We start from the raw sequence: 21759 nt of genomic DNA, 5'->3' as shown, positions 1-21759 counted from the left end.
CTAAATTGGCATTCTAAATGCTAGAGAAGCTCTTTGTATTTTGGATGCCAGCCAATTATCTTGTTGTTCGATAAGTGCTGGAAAGTTCCATTTGTAAAGTGCGGCGGTATCTCTTTTCCGTTGATTTTTGGTGAGAGCAAACTGCATTCAAGAAAAAGTGTCTGGCCCTTATCAACATCTGTAAGATTGTTCTGCGTCTTTAGTTTTAAGCTATTGAGCTCCCAGTGATCCAGAAGGCTATATTCAAATTCTTTGAATTGGTCTTCTACGATCAATCCCTTCTCAGCCCATTTGATCTTGGTTGCCTTGGTCTGCAGGAAGTCGGTCAGGGCTTTTACTTTATCCCGATACCTTCTTTCGATAATATCGAGTTGACGCATCATCACAGGGAATTCAAATATATTGGACTCTACATCTGTCTGTTTTGGTGCAGCCGCTGAATAGGTCAACAAATGGTCATAGTCGATCGCAGAGCAGAAGGTTGATAGCCAGTCTGAAAACTCGTCCCTCTGGATGCCAGGGTGCTTTCCAGCACCAATCAATGCGTCAGATCGGGTCTTCACCCAGCCTATAGCTGCAACGCAGGCGTTCTCTAGGAAGACGTCAGGCACTGTAGCCCGAAGGTAGTCTGCGATCGGCTTTACCGGATCACTGTCACCGGCCTCATAGTCGAACTGGCAAATCAGCTGTCCCAGTTTCTCTGGCTCGTAAGAGAGAAACTTCTCTATGTAGCTCTTACAGCCAGTAGGCCCTTGCGCCTCGTATTCAGCCCTGATTTCGGCGACAGCCTTCATAGCGATTTCTTGCGTGTGCGCATACTTCAGCTTATCAGCGATCGCCCCCTTTTTCTTCTGCACGACATACAGGTGGAAGCTGGTGCATGAAAGTTCAAGGAGGCCTTTTTTAATCGCATCAATCCAGTTGGCAAAGGTTTTCCAGAGATCGACCGACCAGTCCGAGATCGGGTTTGTTGCGATACCGCTCTTTGCCTGCTCTGCAGTTACCTTGCCGTCAGGCTGAGCGACGTCGACATCATCTAGCACCTCCAAGGCGACGACTGAGCCTGCAGGGGCAAGAAGTAGACGCAGGCATTGGCGCGTGGGCTGGATGGAGTATCCATAGTATTGGCCTGGTGCCGATGCTGGATTTGCTGAGCTTTTCTGCATCCTTCCCTACGCTCTTCCCTTGCTGGAGGTGTTAGTCAATTGAGGCGCTCTTCAGGGCCTGAGGGCGTTTCTCAACTGTGCATGCCAATGGATGATATCAGAGGGCCATGCAGAGGTTTGTGTGCAATATGTCACTGAAGGCGACCAGCGGCTGCGGCCCGGCGAGTTTAGGGTGTGGCTTGAGTCGCCAAGTGCTTGGGGCAAGGTGATCTGGACACACCCAAAGAAGACTGAAGGATTGGTAGGCGCCTACTCCCGACCACTGTGTCCTGGCATCACCTTCGGCTTTGTAGGGGGGCTATCAGCATAGCCCAAAAGGTCTCGGCGGCTCCCTCTTGGGTTAGCTTGTGGCCTGAGCGTGACTGAAATGACATCCCATAGGTCGTGAGGTACAGCGATTGCTCGTCCGCCTGGACTGTGAGCGCTTCGTTGAAAGAGCTGGTGCTGTAGTCGTTACCCTGGCTGTAATAGACGCCGGCCCCCACGGTCGATCCCGTGTACACCGTAGCTCTAGCGACATCGTTACCATCTCTATAGATGGTGGACGAGAAACGGTTGGCATCGATCTGGCGAAACACACCCTCGTATCCCTCGTTTCGATCCTGAAGCTCCCTAAGCGAGTTTTCAAAGTAGCGAGCGATGTACTCGAAGGTTTCGACCTGGAACCGGTCTTTATCGCGCTGAGTGAAGCTTTTCGCCACTCGAAGATTGCTTGAGCGCGGGCTAGGTACAGCCAAAGTCCGCGGCAGCTGAGAAGTGATCGATGGTGTGCCAAACATCGACGCGGGAGCAACGGCTGAACGTGGTTCCGATGGGTTGGCTGGATGACTAGAAACCCAGCGTTCAGCCGCCTTGCGAACCTCCTTGGCAACCTGCAGAAATGCTTCGTCTCGGTCAGGCCAGAGGGTCACTGGCTTTCCGTCTCTCGGTGTGCCCAAGATTTTCCCGAAAGGCGCATGGTGCCAGTCACAGGGTCGAAGGATCACAGGAATGACAATCGCCTCTTTGGCGTCGTGTCGCTCCATGGAACGCTTTATTTCGATGTCATAGCAGTAGTTGGAGGCGATGAAATCGGGGCTGACCAGCAGCAGGATTATCTCGTCGCTGTTGATGTGTTCATCGATGCTGGCGTCGATTTCCTGCCCGGCGCCAATCCTGCGGTCATGCCACGTCTCGATAACGCCTTGCCGTTTGAGCATCGCAAGTTGTATTTCCAGCTGGTCACGCAGTGGCTCATCAACATGGCAGTACGAGAAGAATAATTTCGGCACAGCAGGTACTCCTGGGCAATCTGGGCTTTATGGATCTTAAGGCCTGCACCATCAATTTCCAAAGCCGCAGGTCGATCAGATGTGAGGTCTACAATCTACGTCTGGCTGCACCGCATATCTGAAGAGATGAATCATCAAGGAGACGGGGATCGAAGTAGTTACGATCGTACGCATTAAGCTGAACCACATTGGCACTGTTGGCCGTACCGGGGTGGCTAGGGGCTTCGGGAGAAGGTTTGAGCTGCTGGCAGAAGTGTCAGATGACGAACCTGCCACCGTACGCCAGGTGGTTATCCGGAGCTCTGAGGAGAATGGCGAAGCGCCTGATTCACTTGATGAGCTCAAGTACGCACAAGGCTACGGGAGAGCTCGCCAGCAGGTTTTCAACATCCAGGGACGAAACGTCCAATATAGTGAGCCGTATGCTGAATGCGAGATCTATACGGCGCTGAAATCAGGGGATCGTTACTTTCGGCTTGAAGAGCTAGAGGTGGGGAGGTGAGCCGGGAAGGTGAACATCCCTGCAGTCGGCTTGACTGTCGACCGGGCTAGGCAAGTGCTTCTGGTGCTGTGATTGGAGGCGCGCTGCATAGGCTAGGCAACGCTAGGTGATATGTGTAGTGGTCAATAATTCCCGGTTGTAGGGTGAGGCATGGCACGTCCTTGTCGGCTTGAGGGTGCTGAGTCCTTGCCCGCTGAGCGTGGGGCGAGAGGGCAGTGGGCCGGTGCTCGACGAGTGTGCTCAGGCGGGTTCTGACAGGTGCTTGCGCACGCGTCGCGCTCACCGCCAGCAGGGTGCTCTAATTCAGAGCCGTCAGGCGTACTGGCAGTGAGCGTTCTCAAGAAGCTTTCGAAAGGAGCTTTATCAAGGAGCGTGCCAGGGTGGCCGGGAGCACGGAGGACGGGCGCTCGAATGTCTACGCCTGGGCGTTTGCAGAAAAAACCCGAACGAAAACGCGCAACACCTTGCGCAATGGCGAGCAGGTTTATGCTCGATTCGCTTGAAGCCTTGGCGCGCCGGGGCCGGCAGGGATCACTAAGGAGGAGGGAGATGAGGTCTTTGGAGAAATTCTTGCGCACCCGTCGAGGCGATGATCGTCAGGCCTGAGAGATACCTTCAATGCCCATGGCTACGCCCCACATGCGAAGGCTCCCCCTCCGGCGCCGTCACCGCCCCGTTGACCTCCAACCGCTGCAGGATCGCGCATTCCGCGCCTTGCTCACTGCAGCGCTGGCGCAGTTCAACCAATTGCCGCTGCAGCGCCTGCAGCCCATCGATACGCGCCTGCACATGCTCGATGTGCTCGTCGATCAGCGCATTGACGCTGCCGCACTGGCCTTCGGGGCTGTCGCGCAGGTTCAGCAGGCTGCGGATTTCGTCGAGGGTCATGTCCAGGGTGCGGCAGTTGCGGATGAAGGTCAGGCGTTCGGCGTGGGCCTGGGTGTATTGCCGGTAGTTGCCTTCGCTGCGCGCGGGCTCGGGGAGCAGGCGCTCGCGCTCGTAGTAGCGGATGGTCTCGACCGCGCAGTCGGTCAGCTTGGCCAGTTCACCGATCTTCATCGACATTCTCCTGTAAGGCTTGACCCTATAGTGGCTACAGGGTGTCCACTTGGCAACAAGCGCCCTTGAGGACCCCTGAATGAGCCTGCCCAACCAGCCCCAGCATCGCCACGACCACGACCACGACCACGCCAAGCCTGGCCATGATCACACCGCAGCCAAGCGCTGCGGCGGTGACGGTACCCAATCGACTGCCACGCACGAGCACACTGGCGCCGATTCCTTACAGACGGCGACAGCTTGCTGCGGCAGCCGGTCGTCAGCGGCGCGCGAGGTACCTGCCGAATTCGATGGCCATGGCCACGGGCACGCTCATGGCCACGGCGTAGATACCTGCGCCGCCTCGTCAGCTCCCGCCCAGGTCCGCTTGACCGAGCGCACCAGCGACGATGCCCAGCTCAGCCGCTTCCGCATCCAAGCCATGGACTGCCCCACCGAACAGACCCTGATCCAGGACAAGCTCGCCAAGCTGCCCGGCGTCGAGCAACTGGAGTTCAACCTGATCAACCGCATCCTCGGCGTACGCCACACCCTTGCCGACACGGCCGCCATCGAGAGCGCCATCGCCAGCCTGGGCATGCACGCCGAACCCCTGGCGGACAGCGACGAGGGCGCCGCCATGGGCGCCATCCCGCGCACCCCCTGGTGGCCGTTGGCGCTATCGGGCGTGGCGGCGCTGGCGGCGGAGTTGCTGCACTTCACCGGCACCGCTCCCGAATGGCTGGTGGCGCTGCTGGCGCTGGCGGCGATCCTCGGTTGTGGTCTGGGCACCTACAAGAAGGGCTGGATCGCCCTGAAGAATCGCAACCTAAACATCAACGCGCTGATGAGCATCGCCGTCACCGGTGCGGTGCTGATCGGGCAATGGCCGGAAGCGGCCATGGTCATGGTGCTGTTCAGTGTCGCCGAGCTGATCGAAGCGCGCTCGCTGGACCGCGCGCGCAACGCCATCGGCGGTTTGCTGCAACTGAGCCCCGACCGCGCCACGGTGCAGCAGCCCGACGGCCAATGGCGCGAGGTGGACGTGCGCGAGGTGGCGCTCGAGGCGCGGGTGCGGGTCAAGCCCGGCGAGCGCATCGGCCTGGACGGTCAGGTACTCAGCGGCCAATCGAGCGTCGATCAGGCGCCTATCACCGGCGAAAGCCTGCCGGTGGAGAAGGGCGTGGGCGATACGCTGTTCGCCGGCACCATCAACCAGGCCGGCGCGCTGGAGTACCGGGTCACGGCACTGGCCGGGCAGTCGACCCTGGCGCGCATCATCAAGGCGGTCGAGCAGGCCCAGGGCAGCCGTGCGCCGACCCAGCGCTTCGTCGACCGCTTCTCGCGCGTGTATACCCCGGTGGTGTTCGCCTTGGCGCTGGCCATCGCCGTGCTGCCGCCGCTGTTCGGCGGCGCGGCCTGGTTCGACTGGATCTACCGCGCACTGGTGCTGCTGGTGGTGGCCTGCCCGTGCGCGCTGGTGATCTCCACCCCGGTAACCATCGTCAGCGGCCTGGCCGCGGCGGCGCGCAAAGGCATCCTGATCAAGGGCGGGGTGTACCTCGAAGGCGGGCGCAAGCTCGACATCCTGGCGCTGGACAAGACTGGCACGCTGACCCACGGCAAACCGGTGCAGACCGACTTCCAAGTGCTCGATCCAGCCTTCGAACACCAGGCCCAGGCACTCGCGGCCAGCCTCGGTGCGCGTTCCGATCACCCGGTGTCGCGTGCCATCGCCCAGTCCGGCGAGCAGCAGGGCCTGCCCGTGCAGGAAGTGCTGCAGTTCGAAGCCCTTGGCGGGCGCGGGGTGCGCGGCGAGATCGGCGGCCAGCGCTATCACCTGGGCAACCATCGTCTGGTGGAAGAGCTGGGCCTGTGCTCGCCTACGCTTGAGGCGAGCCTCGACGTTCTGGAGCGGCAGGGCAAAACCGTGGTGCTGCTGCTCGACGAGCGCGGCCCGCTGGCGCTGTTCGCCGTGGCCGACACGCTCAAGCCCAGCAGCCGCGAGGCGATCGCCGAGCTGCACGCGCTAGGTATTAAGACCCTCATGCTGACCGGCGACAACCCGCACACGGCCGAGGCCATCGCCGCTCAGGTGGGCATCGACCGCGCCGAGGGTAATCTGCTGCCGGAAGACAAACTGAAAGCCATCGAAGGGCTGTACGCCCAAGGGCATCGCGTCGGCATGGTCGGCGACGGCATCAACGATGCCCCGGCTCTGGCCCGCGCCGAAATCGGCTTCGCCATGGCCGCGGCGGGCAGCGACAGCGCCATCGAAACCGCCGACGTGGCGTTGATGGACGACGACCTGCGCAAGATCCCGGCGTTCGTGCGGCTGTCGCGCCAGGCCCGTGCGATTCTGGTGCAGAACATCGTCCTGGCCCTGGGCATCAAAGCGATTTTCCTGGCGATCACCTTCGCCGGAATGGCGACCTTGTGGATGGCGGTGTTCGCCGACATGGGCGTGAGTTTGCTGGTGGTGTTCAACGGTTTGCGGTTGTTGCGCCGGTAAGGGGTGCCGGGTGGCGCTTCGGGGTGGCCGCACTGGCCGGAGACGGCTCGGGTCGGGCGATGCGTTGGGCTTGACGGAATGCGATTGCAGACAGTGGGGCCGCGTCGCGGCCCATCGCGGCTGAAGCCGCTCCTACAGGTCAGTGAGCTGCGCCCCAAACGGGGCTGCACTGCGGTCCAGCGCGGTTGATCGGGGCGCCGAACCATAGGCGATCAAAGGCCCTGCAACAGCGTGTGGTAGTCGTCCACCGCCGCGAACTCCTGAGTGTCGCGCACCGCCGCTTTGCTGTCGGGCCTGAGCACCGCCAGCAGATGCGCCACGCCGAAGCGTCGCGCGCTGCGCAGGATCGCCAGGGTGTCGTCGATGAACAGGCTGCGCGCCGGGTCGAAATTCAAATCGGCGTGCAAGGCGTCCCAGAACTGCGGGCTTTCCTTGGGGTAGCCATAGTCGTGGGAGCTGATCAGCCGCTCGAAATACGGCGCCAGCTCGACCCGCTCCAGCTTCAGCGACAGCGAATCGCGGTGCGCGTTGGTGATCAGCACCACGCGCTTGCCGGCATCGCGGATCGCCGTCAGAAACGCCGGCGCATCGGGGCGCAGTGCGATGAGTTCGGCCAGCTCCTGCTTCAGCTCGCGGATCGGCAGCTTCAGCTCGCGACTCCAGAAGTCCAGGCAGTACCAGTTCAAGGTGCCGGCATTGCGTTCGAACAGCGGTTGCAGCTCCAGTTCGGCCATCGCCCGGCTCACCCCATGCAACTCTGCATAGCGTTGTGGCAGGTGCTGCAACCAGAAATGGTTGTCGTAGTGCAGGTCGAGCAGGGTGCCGTCCATGTCGAGCAGCACGGTGTCGATGTCGGACCAGGGAAGAAGTGCCATGGGAAACTCTCGTAGGGTAGGCCAGCCACGGTATAGTAACCCGTTCATCTCAAGGAGCCTCCCATGCGCCAGAAACCCACCGTGCTGAGCCGCGAGATCGTCGCCAGCAGCCGTCTGTTCCGTGTCGAGTCCGTGGCGCTCCGTTTCAGCAACGGCGTCGAGCGCACGTACGAGCGCTTGGTCGGCAGCGGCACCGGCCGTGGCGCGGTGATGATCGTGGCCATGCTCGACGCCGAGCGTGCGCTATTGGTGGAGGAGTATTGCGGCGGCACCGACGCCTATGAGCTGTCGCTGCCCAAGGGTCTGATCGAGCCGGGCGAAGACGTGCTGGCCGCCGCCAACCGCGAGCTCAAGGAAGAGGCCGGCTACGGCGCCCGCGAGCTGGAACACCTCACCGAGCTGTCGCTGTCGCCGGGCTACATGAGTCAGAAGATCCAAGTGGTGCTGGCCACCGACCTCTTCGAAGAGCGGCTGGAGGGCGACGAGCCCGAGCCGATGCGCGTCGACACCGTCAACCTGCGCGAGCTGTCCGCGCTCGCCGTCCATCCGCAGTTCTCCGAAGGCCGCGCCCTGGCGGCGCTGTACCTGGTACGTGATCTGCTCACCCAGCGAGGGCTGCTCAGCGCATGAACGATACCCAATTGATGCATAAAGTCGTGGTGCTCGCCCGTGTGGCGGGCGAGGCGATCCTGCCGTTCTGGCGCACCGAGGTGGCGGTCAGCGCCAAGCCCGACGATTCGCCGGTCACCGCGGCAGACCTCGCCGCCCACCACGTCATCCTCGACGGCCTCAAGGCGCTGGTGCCGGACATTCCGGTGCTGTCCGAGGAAGACTGCGGCATCGCCCTGGAAGAACGCGCGCGCTGGCAGCGCTGGTGGCTGGTCGATCCGCTGGACGGCACCAAGGAATTCATCGCCGGCAGCGAAGAGTTCACCGTCAACATCGCGCTGATCGAGCGCGGCGAGGTGGTGTTCGGCGTGGTCGCGATGCCTACCAGCGGCCGCTGCTATTTCGGCGGCCTGGCCTTCGGCGCCTGGCGCGCCGATGCCGGCGAGCAAGCGCAACCCATCGCCGTGCGTGGCATGCCGAACGTGGGCGAACGCTTCACCGTGGTCGCCAGCCGCCGGCACAGCAGCCCACAGCAGCAGATACTGCTCGATGGCTTGTCCGACGCCGTCGGCGCGCTGACCTTGGCCAACATCGGCAGCTCGCTGAAATTCTGTCTCTTGGCCGAAGGCAGCGCCGACTGCTACCCGCGCCTGGCGCCCACCTCGCAGTGGGACACGGCAGCGGCGCAGGGCGTGGTGGAAGGCGCTGGCGGCGTGGTGCTGGGCCTGGACGGCCTGCCCTTGACCTACCCCGCACGCGACTCGCTGCTCAATCCGTTCTTCCTGGCCTTGCCGGCGGCGGCGGGTTGGCGTGAGGCGCTGGTGAGGTTGGCGTCGACGGTATGAGGGACGCTGGTTTGCCGTTCCGGCTAGGTGCGATGGCCGGCAACGCCGGCCCGCTAGACTCAACCCGAACTATCCAGAATTGATGCGGCGCCCCGATCAGTCGCGATGGCCGGCAACGCCGGCCCAAAGGCTACCCCTCACCGCACCCGTACCAATCCGCGCTCGGATCGGCATCAACGGTGCAACACGTACTGCCCTGTGAATTCCACCGCCGCAGTCTCGCTGCCGGCATTGGCGACGGTGGTGTGCAGCGTCAGCCGCGCCCGGCCACGGCGCTGGTACATCGCCACGAAGCGCTGCCACGAAGCCTCGTCCGGAGCGTCGCAGTGGGCCACCGCTGTCGTGGTCACCGGCAAGGGGTAGTCGATCTGCCCTTGCTGGATGACGATGTGCCCGTCGTCGATGCCTGCCTCGCGCAGCCTCACGTGCAGCCATCCCCAGCCCACCAGCACCGCCGCGCAATACAGGCTGCCGCCGAACATGGTGTGCTTGTGGTTGACGTTGGCCGCCAGCGGTAGCTGCAAGCGCAGGACGCCGGCCTGCCAGTCGAGCACCTCCAGGCCCATCTCGCGGGTCAGCGGAATGTCGTGGTGCAGCACCTGCTGCAAGTCGTACGCGGGCTGGCTCATGGGCGCGGCTCCTCGTGGTCGTCGTGGCCGCTGCTGCCTTCGAAGCTCAGGCCGTGTTTGCGCAGCTTGTCGTGCAAGGTCTTGCGCGGCATGCCCAAGGCTTCGGCCAGGCTGCGCATGGAGCTGTGCGGCTGGCCCAGTTCGGCGGCGATCAGCGAGCGCTCGAACTGCTCGACCTGCTCGCTGAGCGGGCCGCTGCGCAGCACCGGAACGGCGCTGGCGGGCGCGGCGGGCGGGTTGTCCAAGGCCAGTTCCAGACCCAGGGCGAAACGCTCGGCGGCGTTCTGCAGCTCGCGCACGTTGCCCGGCCAGTCGTGGCGCAGCAGCATCGCCCGCTGTGCCGGTTGCAGGCCGTGGACGGGCAGGCCATGGCGCTGGCTGGCGGCATCGGCGAAGTGCTGGAACAGCAGCAGGATGTCGTCGCCGCGCTCGCGCAAGGGCGCGATACGCAGCGACGCCACGTTCAGCCGGTAGTAGAGGTCGGCGCGGAAACGTCCTTGGTCGGCGGCCTGGCGCAGGCCTTCCTTGGTCGCGGCGACGATGCGGATGTCCAGCGGGATCAGCTGGTTGCCGCCCAGACGCTCGACCACCCGTTCCTGCAACAGGCGAAGCAGCTTGACCTGCACGTCCAGGCTCATGCTCTCGATCTCATCGAGGAACAGCGTGCCACCATTGGCGAACTCGAACTTGCCGATGCGCCGCTTCTGCGCGCCGGTGAAGGCGCCCGGCTCATGGCCGAACAGCTCGCTCTCGACCACCGACTCGGCCAGGGCACCGGCGTTGATCGCCACGAACGGCCCATCGCGGCGGCCCGACAGGTCGTGCAGCGCGCGTGCCACCACCTCCTTGCCCGCGCCGGTCTCGCCGAGGATCAGCACGTCGGCGCGGGTGCCGGCCAGGGCGCCGATCTGCTCGTGCAGGCGCAGCATGGTCGGCGACTGCCCGAGCAGGCGCGTCGACAACTGCTGGCGGTCGCTCAGGGCCAGGCGCAGGCTGCGGTTGTCGAGCACCAGCCGGCGCAGGGCCAGGGCGCGGCGCACGCTGTCGAGCAAAGCGTCGCTGGCGAAGGGCTTTTCCAGAAAGTCGTAGGCCCCGGCGCGCATGGCTTGCACTGCCAGCGGCACGTCGCCGTGGCCGGTGATCAGCAGCACCGGCAGCTCCGGGTCGCGACCGTGCAATTGCTCCAGCAGCTGCAGGCCATCGATGCCCGGCATGCGGATGTCGCTGACCACCACTCCCGGCCAGTCGGCGGCAATGCGCTCGGCCAGGCCCTGGGCGTCGCTCAGCGCGGTGACCTTGAGCCCGGCCAAGTCCAGGGTCTGGCTCAGGGCCTGGCGCAGGTGCGGGTCATCGTCGACCAGGATCACCTGGGTCTGGCTGTCGATCGGGTCGGTCATGCCGAAGGGTCCTCCGAAGATTGCAGGTTCACGCCCGCTGGGGCGACACGCAGGCGCAGGGTCAACAACGCACCGCCCTCGGGATGGTTGGCCAGCAGCAGCTCGCCGCCCAGGGTGCGCATCAGGCTGTCGCAGATCGCCAGGCCCAGGCCCAGGCCCTGGGTACGGGTCTTGGTGGTGAAGAAAGGTTCGCGCGCGTGGGCCAGGGCCTGGCTGCTGAAGCCCGGACCATTGTCGCGGATCAGTAGATGGACGTGCTCTTCCCGTGTTTCGGCACTCAACCACAGCGTGCGTGGGTTGGCCTTTTCGGTGAGCGCGTCCAGCGCATTGGCCAGCAGGTTGCCCAGCACCTGGCGCAGACGCGTTTCCCCGGCCTGCACCCACAGCGTGGCGTCGGGCAGGTCGCGCACCAGTTCCACCGCCATCGCCCGCCGGCGCTTGGCCAGCAACGCCAGGGCATCGTCCAGGGCCGGTTGCAGGGCCACGCTTTCCGGGGCATGGCGGTCGCGCCGGGCGAAGGCGCGCAGGTGGGCGATGATCGAGGCCATGCGCCCGGTCAGCTCGCCGATCAGCTTGAGGTTGCCGCGCGCATCCTCGGTGCGTTGGTGGTCGAGCAGCACCTCGGCGTTTTCGGCATAGCTGCGGATCGCCGCCAGCGGCTGGTTGAGCTCGTGGCTGATGCTCGCCGACATGGTGCCGAGCACCGACAGCTTGCCGGCCTGGACCAACTCGTCCTGGGCCTGGACCAGCTCCTGCTGGGCGTTCTCGCGCTCCAGCACTGCGCTCTTGAGCCGGGTGTTGAGCCCTTCGAGGGCGGCGGTGCGTTCGATCACGCGCTTTTCCAGCTCCTGCCGGGCATGGGCCTCGAAGCCGATGCGATCGATGTAGTGGCGCCGCCGCTGCATCACCAATCCGGCCAGCAGCATCAGCACCAGCAAGGCCGCGCCACCGATGGCCATCACCGTCTGCACCGAACGGTCGACCAATTGCTGCGGCGCCAGGATGCTGACCTGCCAGCCCGTCTCGCGGATGTCGCGGGTCTGGCTGATCCAGGTACCGGGGCCCAGCACCAGCGGCTGCGGCGCCTGGGTCGGGTAGGGCTGGATGGCGACGATGGCCTGGCGCTCGGCTTCGCTCAGGGGGCGCGTGGCGCGGAAGCGCCAGTCCGGGCGCGAGGTCAGCACCACCACGCCGTTCTGGTCGGTCAGCAGCAGTTGTTCAGGCGTGCGGCCCCATAGGGTTTCGGTGTGGTCCAGGTCGACCTTGACCACCAGCACGCCGACCGCCCGGCCGCGTTCGCGCACGGCGGCGGCGAAGAAATAGCCGCGCTTGGCCGAGGTGGTGCCCTGGCCGAAGAAGCGCCCCAGATTGCCCTGCATGGCCTCGATGAAGTACGGGCGGAAGGCGAAGTTGCGGCCCACGAACGTGTCGCGCTTGTCCCAGTTGGAGGCGGCCAGGGTGTTGCCGCTGACATCCATCAGGTACATCACTTCGGCGCCGGTCTGCTGCGCGATCTCCTTGAGCAGGCGGTTGGCGTTGGTCACCGATTCCAGGCGGAAGGGGTCGTCCAGCACGCCGCGCAGCGCCGGCAGTTCGCTGAGGATCTGCGGCAGGGTTTCGTAGCGGTGCAGGGTGCCGAGCAGGTTGGCGACGTAGAGGTCGAGGGTCTGGCGGTTCTGCGAGGCGAGCTGGTCCTGGTAATAACGCTCGGCCAAGTGGTGCAGCGGCCACAGCAGCGGCGCCAGGCACAGGGCCAGCAGGGCCAGGCTGCGCCAGCGTGGGCGACGGGGAGAGGTAGAGGTGGAAATCATCGCCAGGTTTGCCAGTCAAAGAGGCGGCCATTATGCGCCACTTCGTTGCGCACCTCGAATCTCGCCGCTGCTGTGGGTACACGGGCCAGGGAAACGGTTTTCGTCGACCGAATGGATCGAATGCTGGAGAAAGCCGCTCTAGCCCAATAGGTCCAACATCAGCACCGATCGATAAAAATCGAACAGGATTTTGGATCGACTCTCCAGTAATCGATATGCAGGCTTCAAAAGCAGATATTTATCGACTATAAAGTGGCTCACTTCACTCATCCTTCCGGGGCCAAGGCGCCGGCATTGCAGAGGTCACCCATGAAAACCCGCATCACAACGCCGCGCGCCGATGGTTTCCACATGCCTGCCGAATGGGCGCCGCAAACCCAGGTCTGGATGGTCTGGCCGGAGCGCCCCGACAACTGGCGCCTGGGCGGCAAGCCGGCGCAGACCGCCCACGTCACCCTGGCCAAGGCCATCGCCCGCTTCGAGCCGGTGACCGTGGCCGTGTCGGCCGCGCAATACCGCAATGCCCAGCGTCAGCTCGACCTGCCCAACATCCGTGTGGTGGAAATGAGCAGCGACGACGCCTGGGTGCGCGACACCGGCCCGACCTTCGTCATCGACGACCACGGCGAAGTGCGCGGTGTGGACTGGGACTTCAACGCCTGGGGCGGCTTCGACGGCGGCCTGTACGCACCGTGGAACCGCGATTCGGAACTGGCCACCAAGGTGCTGGAGATGGAGCGCTGCCAGCGCTACCACACCGAAGGCTTCGTGCTCGAAGGCGGCTCGATCCACGTCGATGGCGAGGGCACGCTGATCACCACCGAAGAGTGCCTGCTCAACCGCAACCGCAATCCGCACCTGACCCGCGAGCAGATCGAAGCGGTGCTCGCCGAACAGTTGGCGGTGGAGCGGGTGATCTGGCTGCCCGACGGCCTGTACAACGACGAAACCGACGGCCACGTGGACAACTTCTGCTGCTATGTGCGCCCCGGCGAGGTGCTGCTGGCCTGGACCGACGATCCCGAGAACCCCAACTACCCACGCTGCCAGGCCGCCCTGCAGGTGCTGGAGAACAGCCGCGACGCCAAGGGCCGGCCTTTGCTGGTGCACAAAATGCCGATTCCGGGGCCGCTGTTCGCCACCGAAGAAGAGTGCGCAGGCGTCGATCAAGTGGTCGGCAGCCAAGAGCGCGATCCGTCGGTGCGCCTGGCCGGCTCCTACGTGAACTTCCTGATCGTCAACGGCGGCATCATCGCCCCGCGCTTCGACGATCCGGCGGACGACAAGGCGCTGGAAATCCTCACCGCGCTGTTCCCGGACCACGAGGTGGTGATGATCCCGGGGCGTGAATTGCTGCTGGGCGGCGGCAACATCCACTGCCTGACGCAGCAGCAGCCGGCACCGGTGAAGCGCTGAGTCGCTAGCCGTTTCGCAATCTGCAACGCCGGCTGCCTGTAGCGATGGGTAGCCGGCGTTGTGCTTTCCACGCATCCGCCGCGCAACCGCCCGCCGCAGGCAAGGCAGTCGCACCTGCACTACGATCGCTGCCCGAGAAGCGCCGCTGTGCGGGCCATCAGCGGGTCAATTCGTACGCCACTGCCTAAGCCCTACTTATCGTTCCGAAGCTTCCTACCCTGCTTTCGGAATTCTCCACTGGAGAAAATTACCCATTCCAAGTCCTTTTCCCATTCAAATCCACTGCCCGCCTAACGCTATCTGGTTATAAAGTTATGCTTTTCACGATTTTTTGACATTCCCGATAACCCTGGCCTAGGATGCCACCCCTCTTGGATGGCCGAGTCGGTCCAGCCTGTCGTTCGTTGCGCTGCCATGCTTTCGCGCAGGTCTCGATGCCGGCCTGTCGGGCACAGCCTGTCTTGTTCGTGATTAAGGATAAAAACACCATGTTCAATACCCGGATCAGCCTTCTCGCCCTGGCCCTGCTCGGCGCCACCCAGGCCCAGGCCAACGACCAGGCCAACAGCGCCGGCTTCGTCGAGGACAGCCACGCCAAGGTGCTGCTGCGCAACGCCTACATCAACCGTGACAAGAAGCACGGCAGCTCCGATCAGGCCGAGTGGGGCCAGGCGTTCATCGGCACCTTCTCCTCCGGGTTCACCCAAGGCACCGTCGGCGTCGGTGTCGACGCCTTCGGCCTGTACGCACTGCGCCTGGACGGCGGCCGTGGCCGCAACGGCGGCGCCGGCATCGATTTCTTCAAGCCCAGCGAAGACGGCTCGGGTCGTTCGCCGCACAACCTGGCGCGCGGTGGTGCCGCCGTGAAATTCCGTGTTTCCAACACCGTGCTCAAGTACGGCGACCAGATGCCGTCGCTGCCGGTACTGCAACACGACGACGCCCGCCTGCTGCCGGAAAGCTTCACCGGCACGCTGATCACCTCCAAGGAAATCGAAGGCCTGGAAGTCAACGCCGGCCACTTCACCCAGGAAGCGCGCAAGAGCATGGAAGGCCGTGACAGCGGTGGCCTGAAGTCGATCGACGTGCTCGGCGGCACCTACCACTTCAACGATCGCCTGACCGGCTCGCTGTACACCTCGCAAGTCGAAGACGTGCTGCGCAAGCACTACCTGGGCCTGAACTACGTGCACCCCCTGGCCGACGACCAGTCCCTGACCCTGGACTTCAACGGCTACAAGAGCGACATCAACAACCGCTACGTCAACGCCGCCGGCCTGACGGGCGATCGCAACACCATCTGGAGCCTGGCCGCCACCTGGGCCTTCGGCCCGCACGCCCTGACCCTGGCGCACCAGCGCAGCACTGGCAGCACCGGCTACAACTACGGCTGGTACCAGAACCGCGGCGGCGTCGGCGACGGCGGGTCGAGCATCTACCTGGCCAACTCCTACTGGTCGGACTTCAACGCCGAAGACGAGCGCTCCTGGCAGGTGTCCTACGACCTGAACTTCGCCGAGCTGGGCGTCCCCGGCCTGACCTACAAAGTGGCCTACGTGCGTGGCGACAACATCAACACCCACGGCTTCGGCGAAGGCAAGGAACGCGAATTCTTCAACCAGGTGCGCTACGTGGTCCAGGAAGGCCCGGCCAAGGACCTCTCGGTGAAACTGCGCAGCTCGATCCTGCGTACGTCCGAGAGCGTGCGCCAGAACGGCTACAACGACGACGGCAACGAAGTGCGCGTGTTCGTCGAGTATCCGATCAGCATTTTCTGATAGGCGTTCAGGCGATACGTAAACAGCCCCGGTAAATGCCGGGGCTGTTTCGTTTCAAGCGCAAAGCAGGCGCTCAGGTGAACTGGATGAAGAAGTAACCGGCTTCATCGCCTTGCTGACCCTGCCGCACGCGGTCGTCGAGATATAAGTAGCCGATGCCATCGACGAACAGCCCTTCGAGCGCCGGGCTTGACTGCGCGATGTCGTATTCCGCCAACTGCATTAACAGGCTGTGATGCTCAGGTGGGAAGATCGGATCTTGCAACCAGCCAGCGCGGCCTTGGGGTTTGCTCAGTTCCAGGCCGCAGTCTTCTTCTTGCACTTCTTCTGCGAGTTCTTCCTCGCTCATGGCCTGGAAGTGGATGAACCGGCTGGGCAGGATCATCGTCTCGGAGGGCGGCAATAATGCCTCTTCGCTCAATGTGTGCAGAATGACACGCGAGTAACCGCGCTCTATTACCTCTTTCAATTCGCTTTGCTGGTGTGCGGTATAGCGTCGTTGCACCGACTCGTTGAAATAGCCGTCGTTTTCCTTGACCGCAATGAAGACTGAAATGGCCATGCCCTTGGGCACGAAGTCTTCCGGTAGGAAGCGTGCGCCCAACGTCATCAGCGGCGTCATCAACTGGCCAGTGTCGGGCACCCGCGGCCAGAGCGCGATGTCTTCGAGGAAAGCACCGCCGCCGACCTGACCGAGTCCGGCGTCTTGATCGGAAAAGACGATCTTGTTGGGGTTCAGGATTTCAGGCATCGACCGGTCCTGGTAGATGACCGGATAGGGTCGCTGGTAGGCAGGAATAGCGGAAAGATGCTGGTCCCGGCCCGAAGAAAACTCTGGGCGGGTCGGACAGTTCTCCAGCGCAGGCTGGATGAAGAAATAACCGCCTTCGTCGCCTTGTTTTCCACGGCGGGCTTGTCGGTCCACGTACAAATAGCCGATGCCCCTACCGATCAGGCCGGCATGCACAGGGCTCCACTCAGCGATGTCGTATTCCATCAATTGCATGAGAAAGCTGTATCGACTCGACTCGCCAATCGCTTCCTGGAGCCAGAAGCGACGACCCACCGGCCTGCTGATGCAAAGACCGTTACGGTCATCTACCAGATCGGCCTCAACCTCTGTATCAGTCATCTCCACGAAGTCAATGAACTTAGGGGGTATGACCACTGTGTCCGAGGTTGGCCAAAGAGCCTGCTCACTCAGCTTGTGTAAAAGGACACGCGAGTAACCCCCTTGGCGAACCGCTTCCAGTTCGCTTTGCAGGTTGACGGTATAGCGGTGCTGGATGGACGAATCGAATGTGCCATCGCGTGCATCCACCGCAATGAACACCGTCAGCGCCATGCCTTCGGGAAGAAACCGGACAGGTAGAAAATTTTCTCTGAGCGTGATCAATGGCGTCATCATCTTTCCTGAAGATGGCGCCAGCGGCCACAGCGCGATGTCTTCTAGAAAAGCGCCTCCGCCGACTTGGCCGAAACCGGCATCCTGGTCGGACCATACGATCTTGTTGGCGTTGGTATTCAATAGCACCCCTTGCTTTTAGCGAATGACGTGGCGTACCGCCTGGCGGTTCGTAGTTGTTGAGTGGTCATCTTGTTGGTCAAGACCATGGAGTTGTAAATCGCTTGGGACATGAGCCTGATCTCAAGTTTGCCACTGCGTAGCATTTGGTTGGGTTTGAGCCCCATCAGTCCGCGCAAGCGATGCTCTTCCTTATGTACGTCCTTGTGATTCGCCGGGCTGAGGGCAATGGAGGGATTGCCACGCATACGCCGTTTTTTCTTGATGAGGCCCTTGTCCTCGAGGAATTTGTTGCGCATGACCTCATGCGCGTCACGCCCATCGTTCCTGTGCGCCTTGGCCCCATACCCCGCTGTCTCCCCCTCGTTGAGCAACCCCCACGGATCGATCCAGGTGAACGGGTTCGGCGCATACGCATACAGGTTCAAGCCACCCGCCAAGCCGATCGGATCAGGCTGCGTGAACCTGCCCACATCCGGGTCGTAGTAGCGGAACAGGTTGTAATGCAGCCCGCTTTCCCGATCCAGGTACTGCCCTTGGAAGCGCAGGTTCTGCTCGTCGGCGAAGCCCGCCGCGCGGTGTTCTTCGTAGCTGCGGCCCCAGGTGGCATAGCTGGCGCGCCACTGCTCCTCGCCCTGATCGTCGGTGAGTTGCTCGGGCAGGCCGTTGAGGTCGGTGTGGTAGTGGCGCAGACATTGGTGGGCACCTATGCCATCGATGCGTGCCAACGGCGCATGGCCGTCGTCGACGTACAGATACAGCGTGAAGTGGCCGTTGCGCCGCTCGGCGATCAAGCGCAGCCCGTCCCAGACGAAGTCGGTGTGCCCGAGCACCAGCCCGTCGAGCGTCGTTTCGGTCTTGGCGATGCGCCGGCCCATGGGGTCGTAGCGCAGGTGCAGCAGCCGCTCGCGGCCCGGTTGCAGGGTCCGTATGCGAATCAGCCGGTGTTCGGCGTCGTACTCGAAGTGCTGGATGCCGTACTGGCGGCTGCGCTTTTCGCTGAGCCGGCCGAAGCCATCGTAGCGGTAGCGTTTGTCTTCGAAGGCCAGCAGGCGATCGTCCTGTACTCGGCCCGCGCCCGGTTGCGCAGGGTCGAGCAGGTTGCCAGCCGGGTCGTAACGCAGGTGTTCGGGGCGGCCCCGGCGGGTCTCTTCGCAGGCGACGATACGGCCAGTGGCATCGTGGTTGAGGGTTTTCCAGGCGTCGCCGGCGCCGTTGCGGGTGTAGCGCGAGGCCAGATTGTCCAGCAGGTCGTAGGCCCAGCGTCGTTCGGCCACCGGCAGGCGCTGCACCGGCTGCCCGGCGGTGCGCCGTAGCCGTGCGCGCAGGCGGCCTGCATTGTCGTACTCGCTGTGGGTAACCAGGGCACCCTGGGTGCGCAGCGTTTCGCGGTGCAAGCGGTCGCGCTCGAAGTCGCTGACCAGCCTGCCGTCGACGTTCACCTGGTGCAGGTGCCCGCTGCCGTAGTACAGCCGATTGATCCAGCGCCCGTCCGCCAGCCCGGTACGCGCCAGGTTGCCCACCGCGTCGTATTCGTGGACGAGGGTGCCGGAGGCGGCCCGTTCTTCGAGCACCTGGCCCAGGGCGTCGTAGCTGAACGCCAACGGCTGGCTGACGCCATGCTTGTCGGTGAAGCGCAGGCGCAACAGGTTGTCGAGGGGGTCATAGGCGTATTCGGTACAGCCATCGGACGTGGTGCGTGCCAGCAACCGGCCTGCGGCATCGAAACGCATCTCGTGCACGATGGGCGCGTCGGGGCTGCCGGGGACGGGCAGGAAGTCGACGCGCACCAGGTTGTCTTGCAGATCGTAGGCGTAGCGCCGGCAACTGGCGTCGAGGTTGTGCTCGACGATCAACCGGTCGGCGGCGTCCCACTCGAAGCGATAGGCCTGGCCGTTTTCGTTGCGGGTCGCGATCAGCCGGCCGTAGTCGTCGTAGCGATGCTCCACGCAGTGCCCGAACGCATCGCGCGAGGTCAGCAGCTGTCCACGGCGGTCGTAAGTGTTGGCGGTGACGTGCCCGGCAGGATCGACGTAGCGCAGCCGATGGTTCGCCGCATCGTGCTGGTACCGCTCGATGCGCCCATCCGCTTGGGTGATCTGCAACAGCCGACCCGAGGGGTCGTGCTGGTAGAGGGTGGTTTCGCCTAGAGCATTGGTGATGCTCAGCAGATGCCCGTTGGCGTCATGGCGTAGCCGCGTGGCATGGCCGGAGCAATCGGTCTGGCGCAGCAGCAGGCCGCGCAGGTCCCATTCCAGGGTCTGCCGCGCGCCCAGGGCATCGATGATCTGGGTGACGCAGCCTTGGGCGTCGAAGCGGTACAGCGTCTTGCCGCCCAGTGGGTCGGTGTGCGCGATGCAGTTGCCGCGCTGGTCGTAGGCGAAGCGCTGGACGTTGCCGGCAGCATCGGTCTGCGTGCGCGGCAACGACCAGTGTTCCAGCCAGGTCGTGGCGTCGCTGCGCCCGAGCGGGTCAAGACGTTCGAGCAGGTTGCCCGCCGTGTCATAGGCGAAACGCCACATACCTTCGCCCGGGTCGATGGCGCCGAGCAACTGGCGCTCTTCGTCCCATTCGAAGCGCCAGCACTGGCCGAGCGCGTTGATGTGCGAGGTGATCTGGTACTGCGCGTTCCAGGTGTGCACGCTGGTGCGTTGCAGGCCGTCGGTGACCGTGGTGGTGCCGGCCTGGGTGTCGTACTCGATCCGGTAGCTGTCGCCGGCATCGGTCCAGTGCCGCACCACCCGCGCACGGTCGCCACACGGCGCCCATTCGTAGAAGCAGCGCAGGCCGCTGCGGGTGCGGTGTTCGCTCAGGCGCTGGGCGGCGTCGTAGGCAAACGTGCGCAGCACCTGGCCTTGGCCATCGACCACCTGGGCCAGGTTGCCGGCCTGGTCGTAGCCATAGCCGACCAGCCGCCGCGGCACCTGCGAGGCGACGCACTCGACCACCTCCGCGACCCGGCGTGGCCATTGCGCGCTGTAGTGCAGCCGCACGCAGACGGTGTCGAAGCGGTCGCGCAGTTGGCTCAGACGTTGGTGGTCGTCGTAGTCGAGGTGGATGCGGTTGTCGTTGCGGTCGCCCATCTGGCTCAAGCGCAGGACGTTCGGCTGGCCGGGCGTGGGCTGGAACAGCTGGTACAGGCCGTCGCGGCTTTCGGTCAGCACGTCGCCGCCAACGTCGCGCCGCACGCTCAGGCCCTCGCCGGCGCTGAACACCGCTTCGCCCGGCGCGATGGCGCCCATGTCGACCTCACGGCCCTGTTCGTCGTGCAGGGTCAGCAGTTCGTTTCCGTCTGCGTCGTGGGCGATGACGATGCCGACTTCATAGGCCGTGCTCCAGCCTTTGCCGAACAGGGTGTCTGCACGCTCGTCGAGGCTGTTGTAGAGGCGCTGCCAGTCGATGGGCATCAGCGCTTGCACGCTGAAGTCCAGGTCGTCGTCGCCACACAGCACCTTGGCCCCGGTGGCGGCGTGCACCGGATTGGGCGAAGCGCTCATGGCGCGGGTCAGCGCGCCGCTGACCTGCCCGGTGACGTAGCTGGTCGCACCGCCGATCGCCATGCAGCCGAAGCGGCTGAAGAACTTGCTCCCCCGCCCACGCAACAGCATCAACGCCGACACCGCCAGCCCCACCCCCGGCGTCTTGCCGCTGCGGATCTCGCGCACCACGATCGGCTCCCCGCCGATGCGCACGTTGTCCGAGACCAGCCCGCCGTCCGCCACCACCGCCTCGCAGGTGCTGCGGTCGCCACTGCGCACGGCGGGGTGGCCGTTGATCATGACTTTGCTCGAACCTTCGGCCAGGTATTGCGGCGGCATGGGCGGGTGCTTGCTGCACAGGACCTTGTCGTCGTTGGCTTCCTGGGTGTTGGGCGCGGGGCTGGCGACGGTGGGGCGCCACAGCTGCGAGAAAAAGCCTTTGGCCATGTCGAGGAAGGTTTCCTCCTCTGTATTGGCCTGGGCCTGGTCGACGGCCTGCTCGTTCTGCAGCGGCGTGAGCGGCGCCAGCACGATGCCGGCGGCGCGTGCGGCGGGCTTGCCGTTGATGTGGGTGTCGCGCGAGCCGGTGGCGATGGTGGCCTGGACGGTCGGCGGCGACAGGGCATTGCCGATGCCTTCGCATAATCGACTGAGCCCGGTGTCGGCGCCGGTCTTGGCCATCGCCACACCGACCACCACACCCACCACCGCACCGAGCACGAAACAGCCCAGCCCGCCGGTGGCCACCGTCAGGCCGAACGCGGCGGCCACGGCGGCGGTCGCCAGGGCGCCGATGGCGGCGGTGGCGGCGATTTCCAGCACGCCACCGACGACGTCGGCCAGCATCGAGGTGTGCAGCAGCGCATCGCCTTCGCGGGCGGCCCAGAATGCGTCGGACATCGGCGT

Annotated in this window: 14 protein-coding genes; 5 read left to right on the top strand and 9 right to left on the bottom strand. The window is 64.0% G+C overall.

The genetic code is table 11. From position 1 onward, the window contains the following. Positions 1-20: 20 nt before the first annotated feature. The 3 genes from AA0Z93_RS06415 to cadR form a co-directional block, all read right to left on the bottom strand. Complete coding sequence (locus tag AA0Z93_RS06415) at positions 21-1166, bottom strand: ABC-three component system protein (protein WP_413045889.1); 1146 nt, start codon at positions 1164-1166, stop codon at positions 21-23. Between the two features lie 275 nt (positions 1167-1441). Further along, the gene (locus AA0Z93_RS06410) at positions 1442-2437 is read right to left on the bottom strand and encodes a TIR domain-containing protein (RefSeq protein ID WP_413045890.1); all 996 of its coding nucleotides are present in this window, start codon (positions 2435-2437) and stop codon (positions 1442-1444) included. Between the two features lie 1117 nt (positions 2438-3554). After that, positions 3555-3998 carry a Cd(II)/Pb(II)-responsive transcriptional regulator gene (gene cadR, locus AA0Z93_RS06405; protein WP_413045891.1) on the bottom strand — a complete coding sequence of 148 codons (444 nt, stop codon included), beginning with the start codon at positions 3996-3998 and terminating at the stop codon, positions 3555-3557. 79 nt (positions 3999-4077) lie between these two features. Between cadR and AA0Z93_RS06400 the strand changes: the two genes are divergently transcribed. Then, entirely contained in the window at positions 4078-6489 is a 2412-nt protein-coding gene (locus tag AA0Z93_RS06400) for a heavy metal translocating P-type ATPase (RefSeq protein ID WP_413045892.1), read from the top strand. A 212-nt stretch (positions 6490-6701) separates the two neighbouring features. On the opposite strand, the gene yrfG is transcribed toward AA0Z93_RS06400, so the two are convergent. After that, entirely contained in the window at positions 6702-7364 is a 663-nt protein-coding gene (gene yrfG, locus AA0Z93_RS06395) for a GMP/IMP nucleotidase (RefSeq protein WP_413045893.1), read from the bottom strand. 63 nt (positions 7365-7427) lie between these two features. On the opposite strand from yrfG, the gene nudE reads away from it, so the two are divergent. Next, entirely contained in the window at positions 7428-7994 is a 567-nt protein-coding gene (nudE, locus tag AA0Z93_RS06390; RefSeq protein WP_413045894.1) for an ADP compounds hydrolase NudE, read from the top strand. Next, on the top strand, positions 7991-8818 hold the full coding sequence (cysQ, locus tag AA0Z93_RS06385; RefSeq protein ID WP_413045895.1) for a 3'(2'),5'-bisphosphate nucleotidase CysQ: 828 nt from the start codon (positions 7991-7993) through the stop codon (positions 8816-8818). The genes nudE and cysQ overlap by 4 nt, the downstream gene beginning before the upstream one ends. 173 nt (positions 8819-8991) lie before the next feature. Here cysQ and AA0Z93_RS06380 read toward each other — a convergent pair whose 3' ends face one another. The 3 genes from AA0Z93_RS06380 to AA0Z93_RS06370 are packed head-to-tail and all read right to left on the bottom strand — an operon-like array spanning position 8992 to position 12655. Next, entirely contained in the window at positions 8992-9447 is a 456-nt protein-coding gene (locus AA0Z93_RS06380) for a YiiD C-terminal domain-containing protein (protein WP_413045896.1), read from the bottom strand. Continuing rightward, on the bottom strand, positions 9444-10844 hold the full coding sequence (locus AA0Z93_RS06375) for a sigma-54-dependent transcriptional regulator (protein WP_413045897.1): 1401 nt from the start codon (positions 10842-10844) through the stop codon (positions 9444-9446). The genes AA0Z93_RS06380 and AA0Z93_RS06375 overlap by 4 nt, the downstream gene beginning before the upstream one ends. Next, positions 10841-12655, bottom strand: a complete 1815-nt coding sequence (locus tag AA0Z93_RS06370) for a sensor histidine kinase (RefSeq protein WP_413045898.1) — start codon at positions 12653-12655, stop codon at positions 10841-10843. Before AA0Z93_RS06370 ends, AA0Z93_RS06375 begins: the two co-directional genes overlap by 4 nt. Positions 12656-12964: 309 nt before the next feature. On the opposite strand from AA0Z93_RS06370, the gene aguA reads away from it, so the two are divergent. Continuing rightward, positions 12965-14071, top strand: a complete 1107-nt coding sequence (gene aguA, locus AA0Z93_RS06365; RefSeq protein WP_413045899.1) for an agmatine deiminase — start codon at positions 12965-12967, stop codon at positions 14069-14071. 488 nt (positions 14072-14559) lie between these two features. After that, on the top strand, positions 14560-15849 hold the full coding sequence (locus AA0Z93_RS06360; protein ID WP_413045900.1) for an OprD family porin: 1290 nt from the start codon (positions 14560-14562) through the stop codon (positions 15847-15849). Between the two features lie 73 nt (positions 15850-15922). Here AA0Z93_RS06360 and AA0Z93_RS06355 read toward each other — a convergent pair whose 3' ends face one another. Next, a complete protein-coding gene (locus AA0Z93_RS06355; protein WP_413045901.1) occupies positions 15923-17377 on the bottom strand; it encodes a hypothetical protein in 1455 nt (484 codons plus the stop codon). Further along, a complete protein-coding gene (locus AA0Z93_RS06350; RefSeq protein ID WP_413045902.1) occupies positions 17374-21753 on the bottom strand; it encodes an RHS repeat-associated core domain-containing protein in 4380 nt (1459 codons plus the stop codon). The genes AA0Z93_RS06355 and AA0Z93_RS06350 overlap by 4 nt, the downstream gene beginning before the upstream one ends. Between the last annotated feature and the right edge of the window lie 6 nt (positions 21754-21759).

This window comes from Pseudomonas phoenicis (assembly GCF_047302395.1).
GTDB lineage: Bacteria > Pseudomonadota > Gammaproteobacteria > Pseudomonadales > Pseudomonadaceae > Aquipseudomonas.
Note: the sequence above shows the minus strand (reverse complement) of the source record. Positions and strands in the feature narration are given on the sequence as shown.

Bases quoted from the DNA above. Each gene is read 5' to 3' on its own strand.
- nudE (WP_413045894.1), top strand. From the start codon at position 7,428: ATGCGCCAGAAACCCACCGTGCTGAGCCGCGAGATCGTCGCCAGCAGC.
- aguA (WP_413045899.1), top strand. From the start codon at position 12,965: ATGAAAACCCGCATCACAACGCCGCGCGCCGATGGTTTCCACATGCCT.
- AA0Z93_RS06380 (WP_413045896.1), bottom strand. From the start codon at position 9,447: ATGAGCCAGCCCGCGTACGACTTGCAGCAGGTGCTGCACCACGACATT.
- AA0Z93_RS06360 (WP_413045900.1), top strand. From the start codon at position 14,560: ATGTTCAATACCCGGATCAGCCTTCTCGCCCTGGCCCTGCTCGGCGCC.
- yrfG (WP_413045893.1), bottom strand. From the start codon at position 7,364: ATGGCACTTCTTCCCTGGTCCGACATCGACACCGTGCTGCTCGACATG.
- AA0Z93_RS06400 (WP_413045892.1), top strand. From the start codon at position 4,078: ATGAGCCTGCCCAACCAGCCCCAGCATCGCCACGACCACGACCACGAC.
- AA0Z93_RS06375 (WP_413045897.1), bottom strand. From the start codon at position 10,844: ATGACCGACCCGATCGACAGCCAGACCCAGGTGATCCTGGTCGACGAT.
- cadR (WP_413045891.1), bottom strand. From the start codon at position 3,998: ATGAAGATCGGTGAACTGGCCAAGCTGACCGACTGCGCGGTCGAGACC.
- AA0Z93_RS06350 (WP_413045902.1), bottom strand. From the start codon at position 21,753: ATGTCCGACGCATTCTGGGCCGCCCGCGAAGGCGATGCGCTGCTGCAC.
- AA0Z93_RS06415 (WP_413045889.1), bottom strand. From the start codon at position 1,166: ATGCAGAAAAGCTCAGCAAATCCAGCATCGGCACCAGGCCAATACTAT.
- cysQ (WP_413045895.1), top strand. From the start codon at position 7,991: ATGAACGATACCCAATTGATGCATAAAGTCGTGGTGCTCGCCCGTGTG.
- AA0Z93_RS06370 (WP_413045898.1), bottom strand. From the start codon at position 12,655: ATGATTTCCACCTCTACCTCTCCCCGTCGCCCACGCTGGCGCAGCCTG.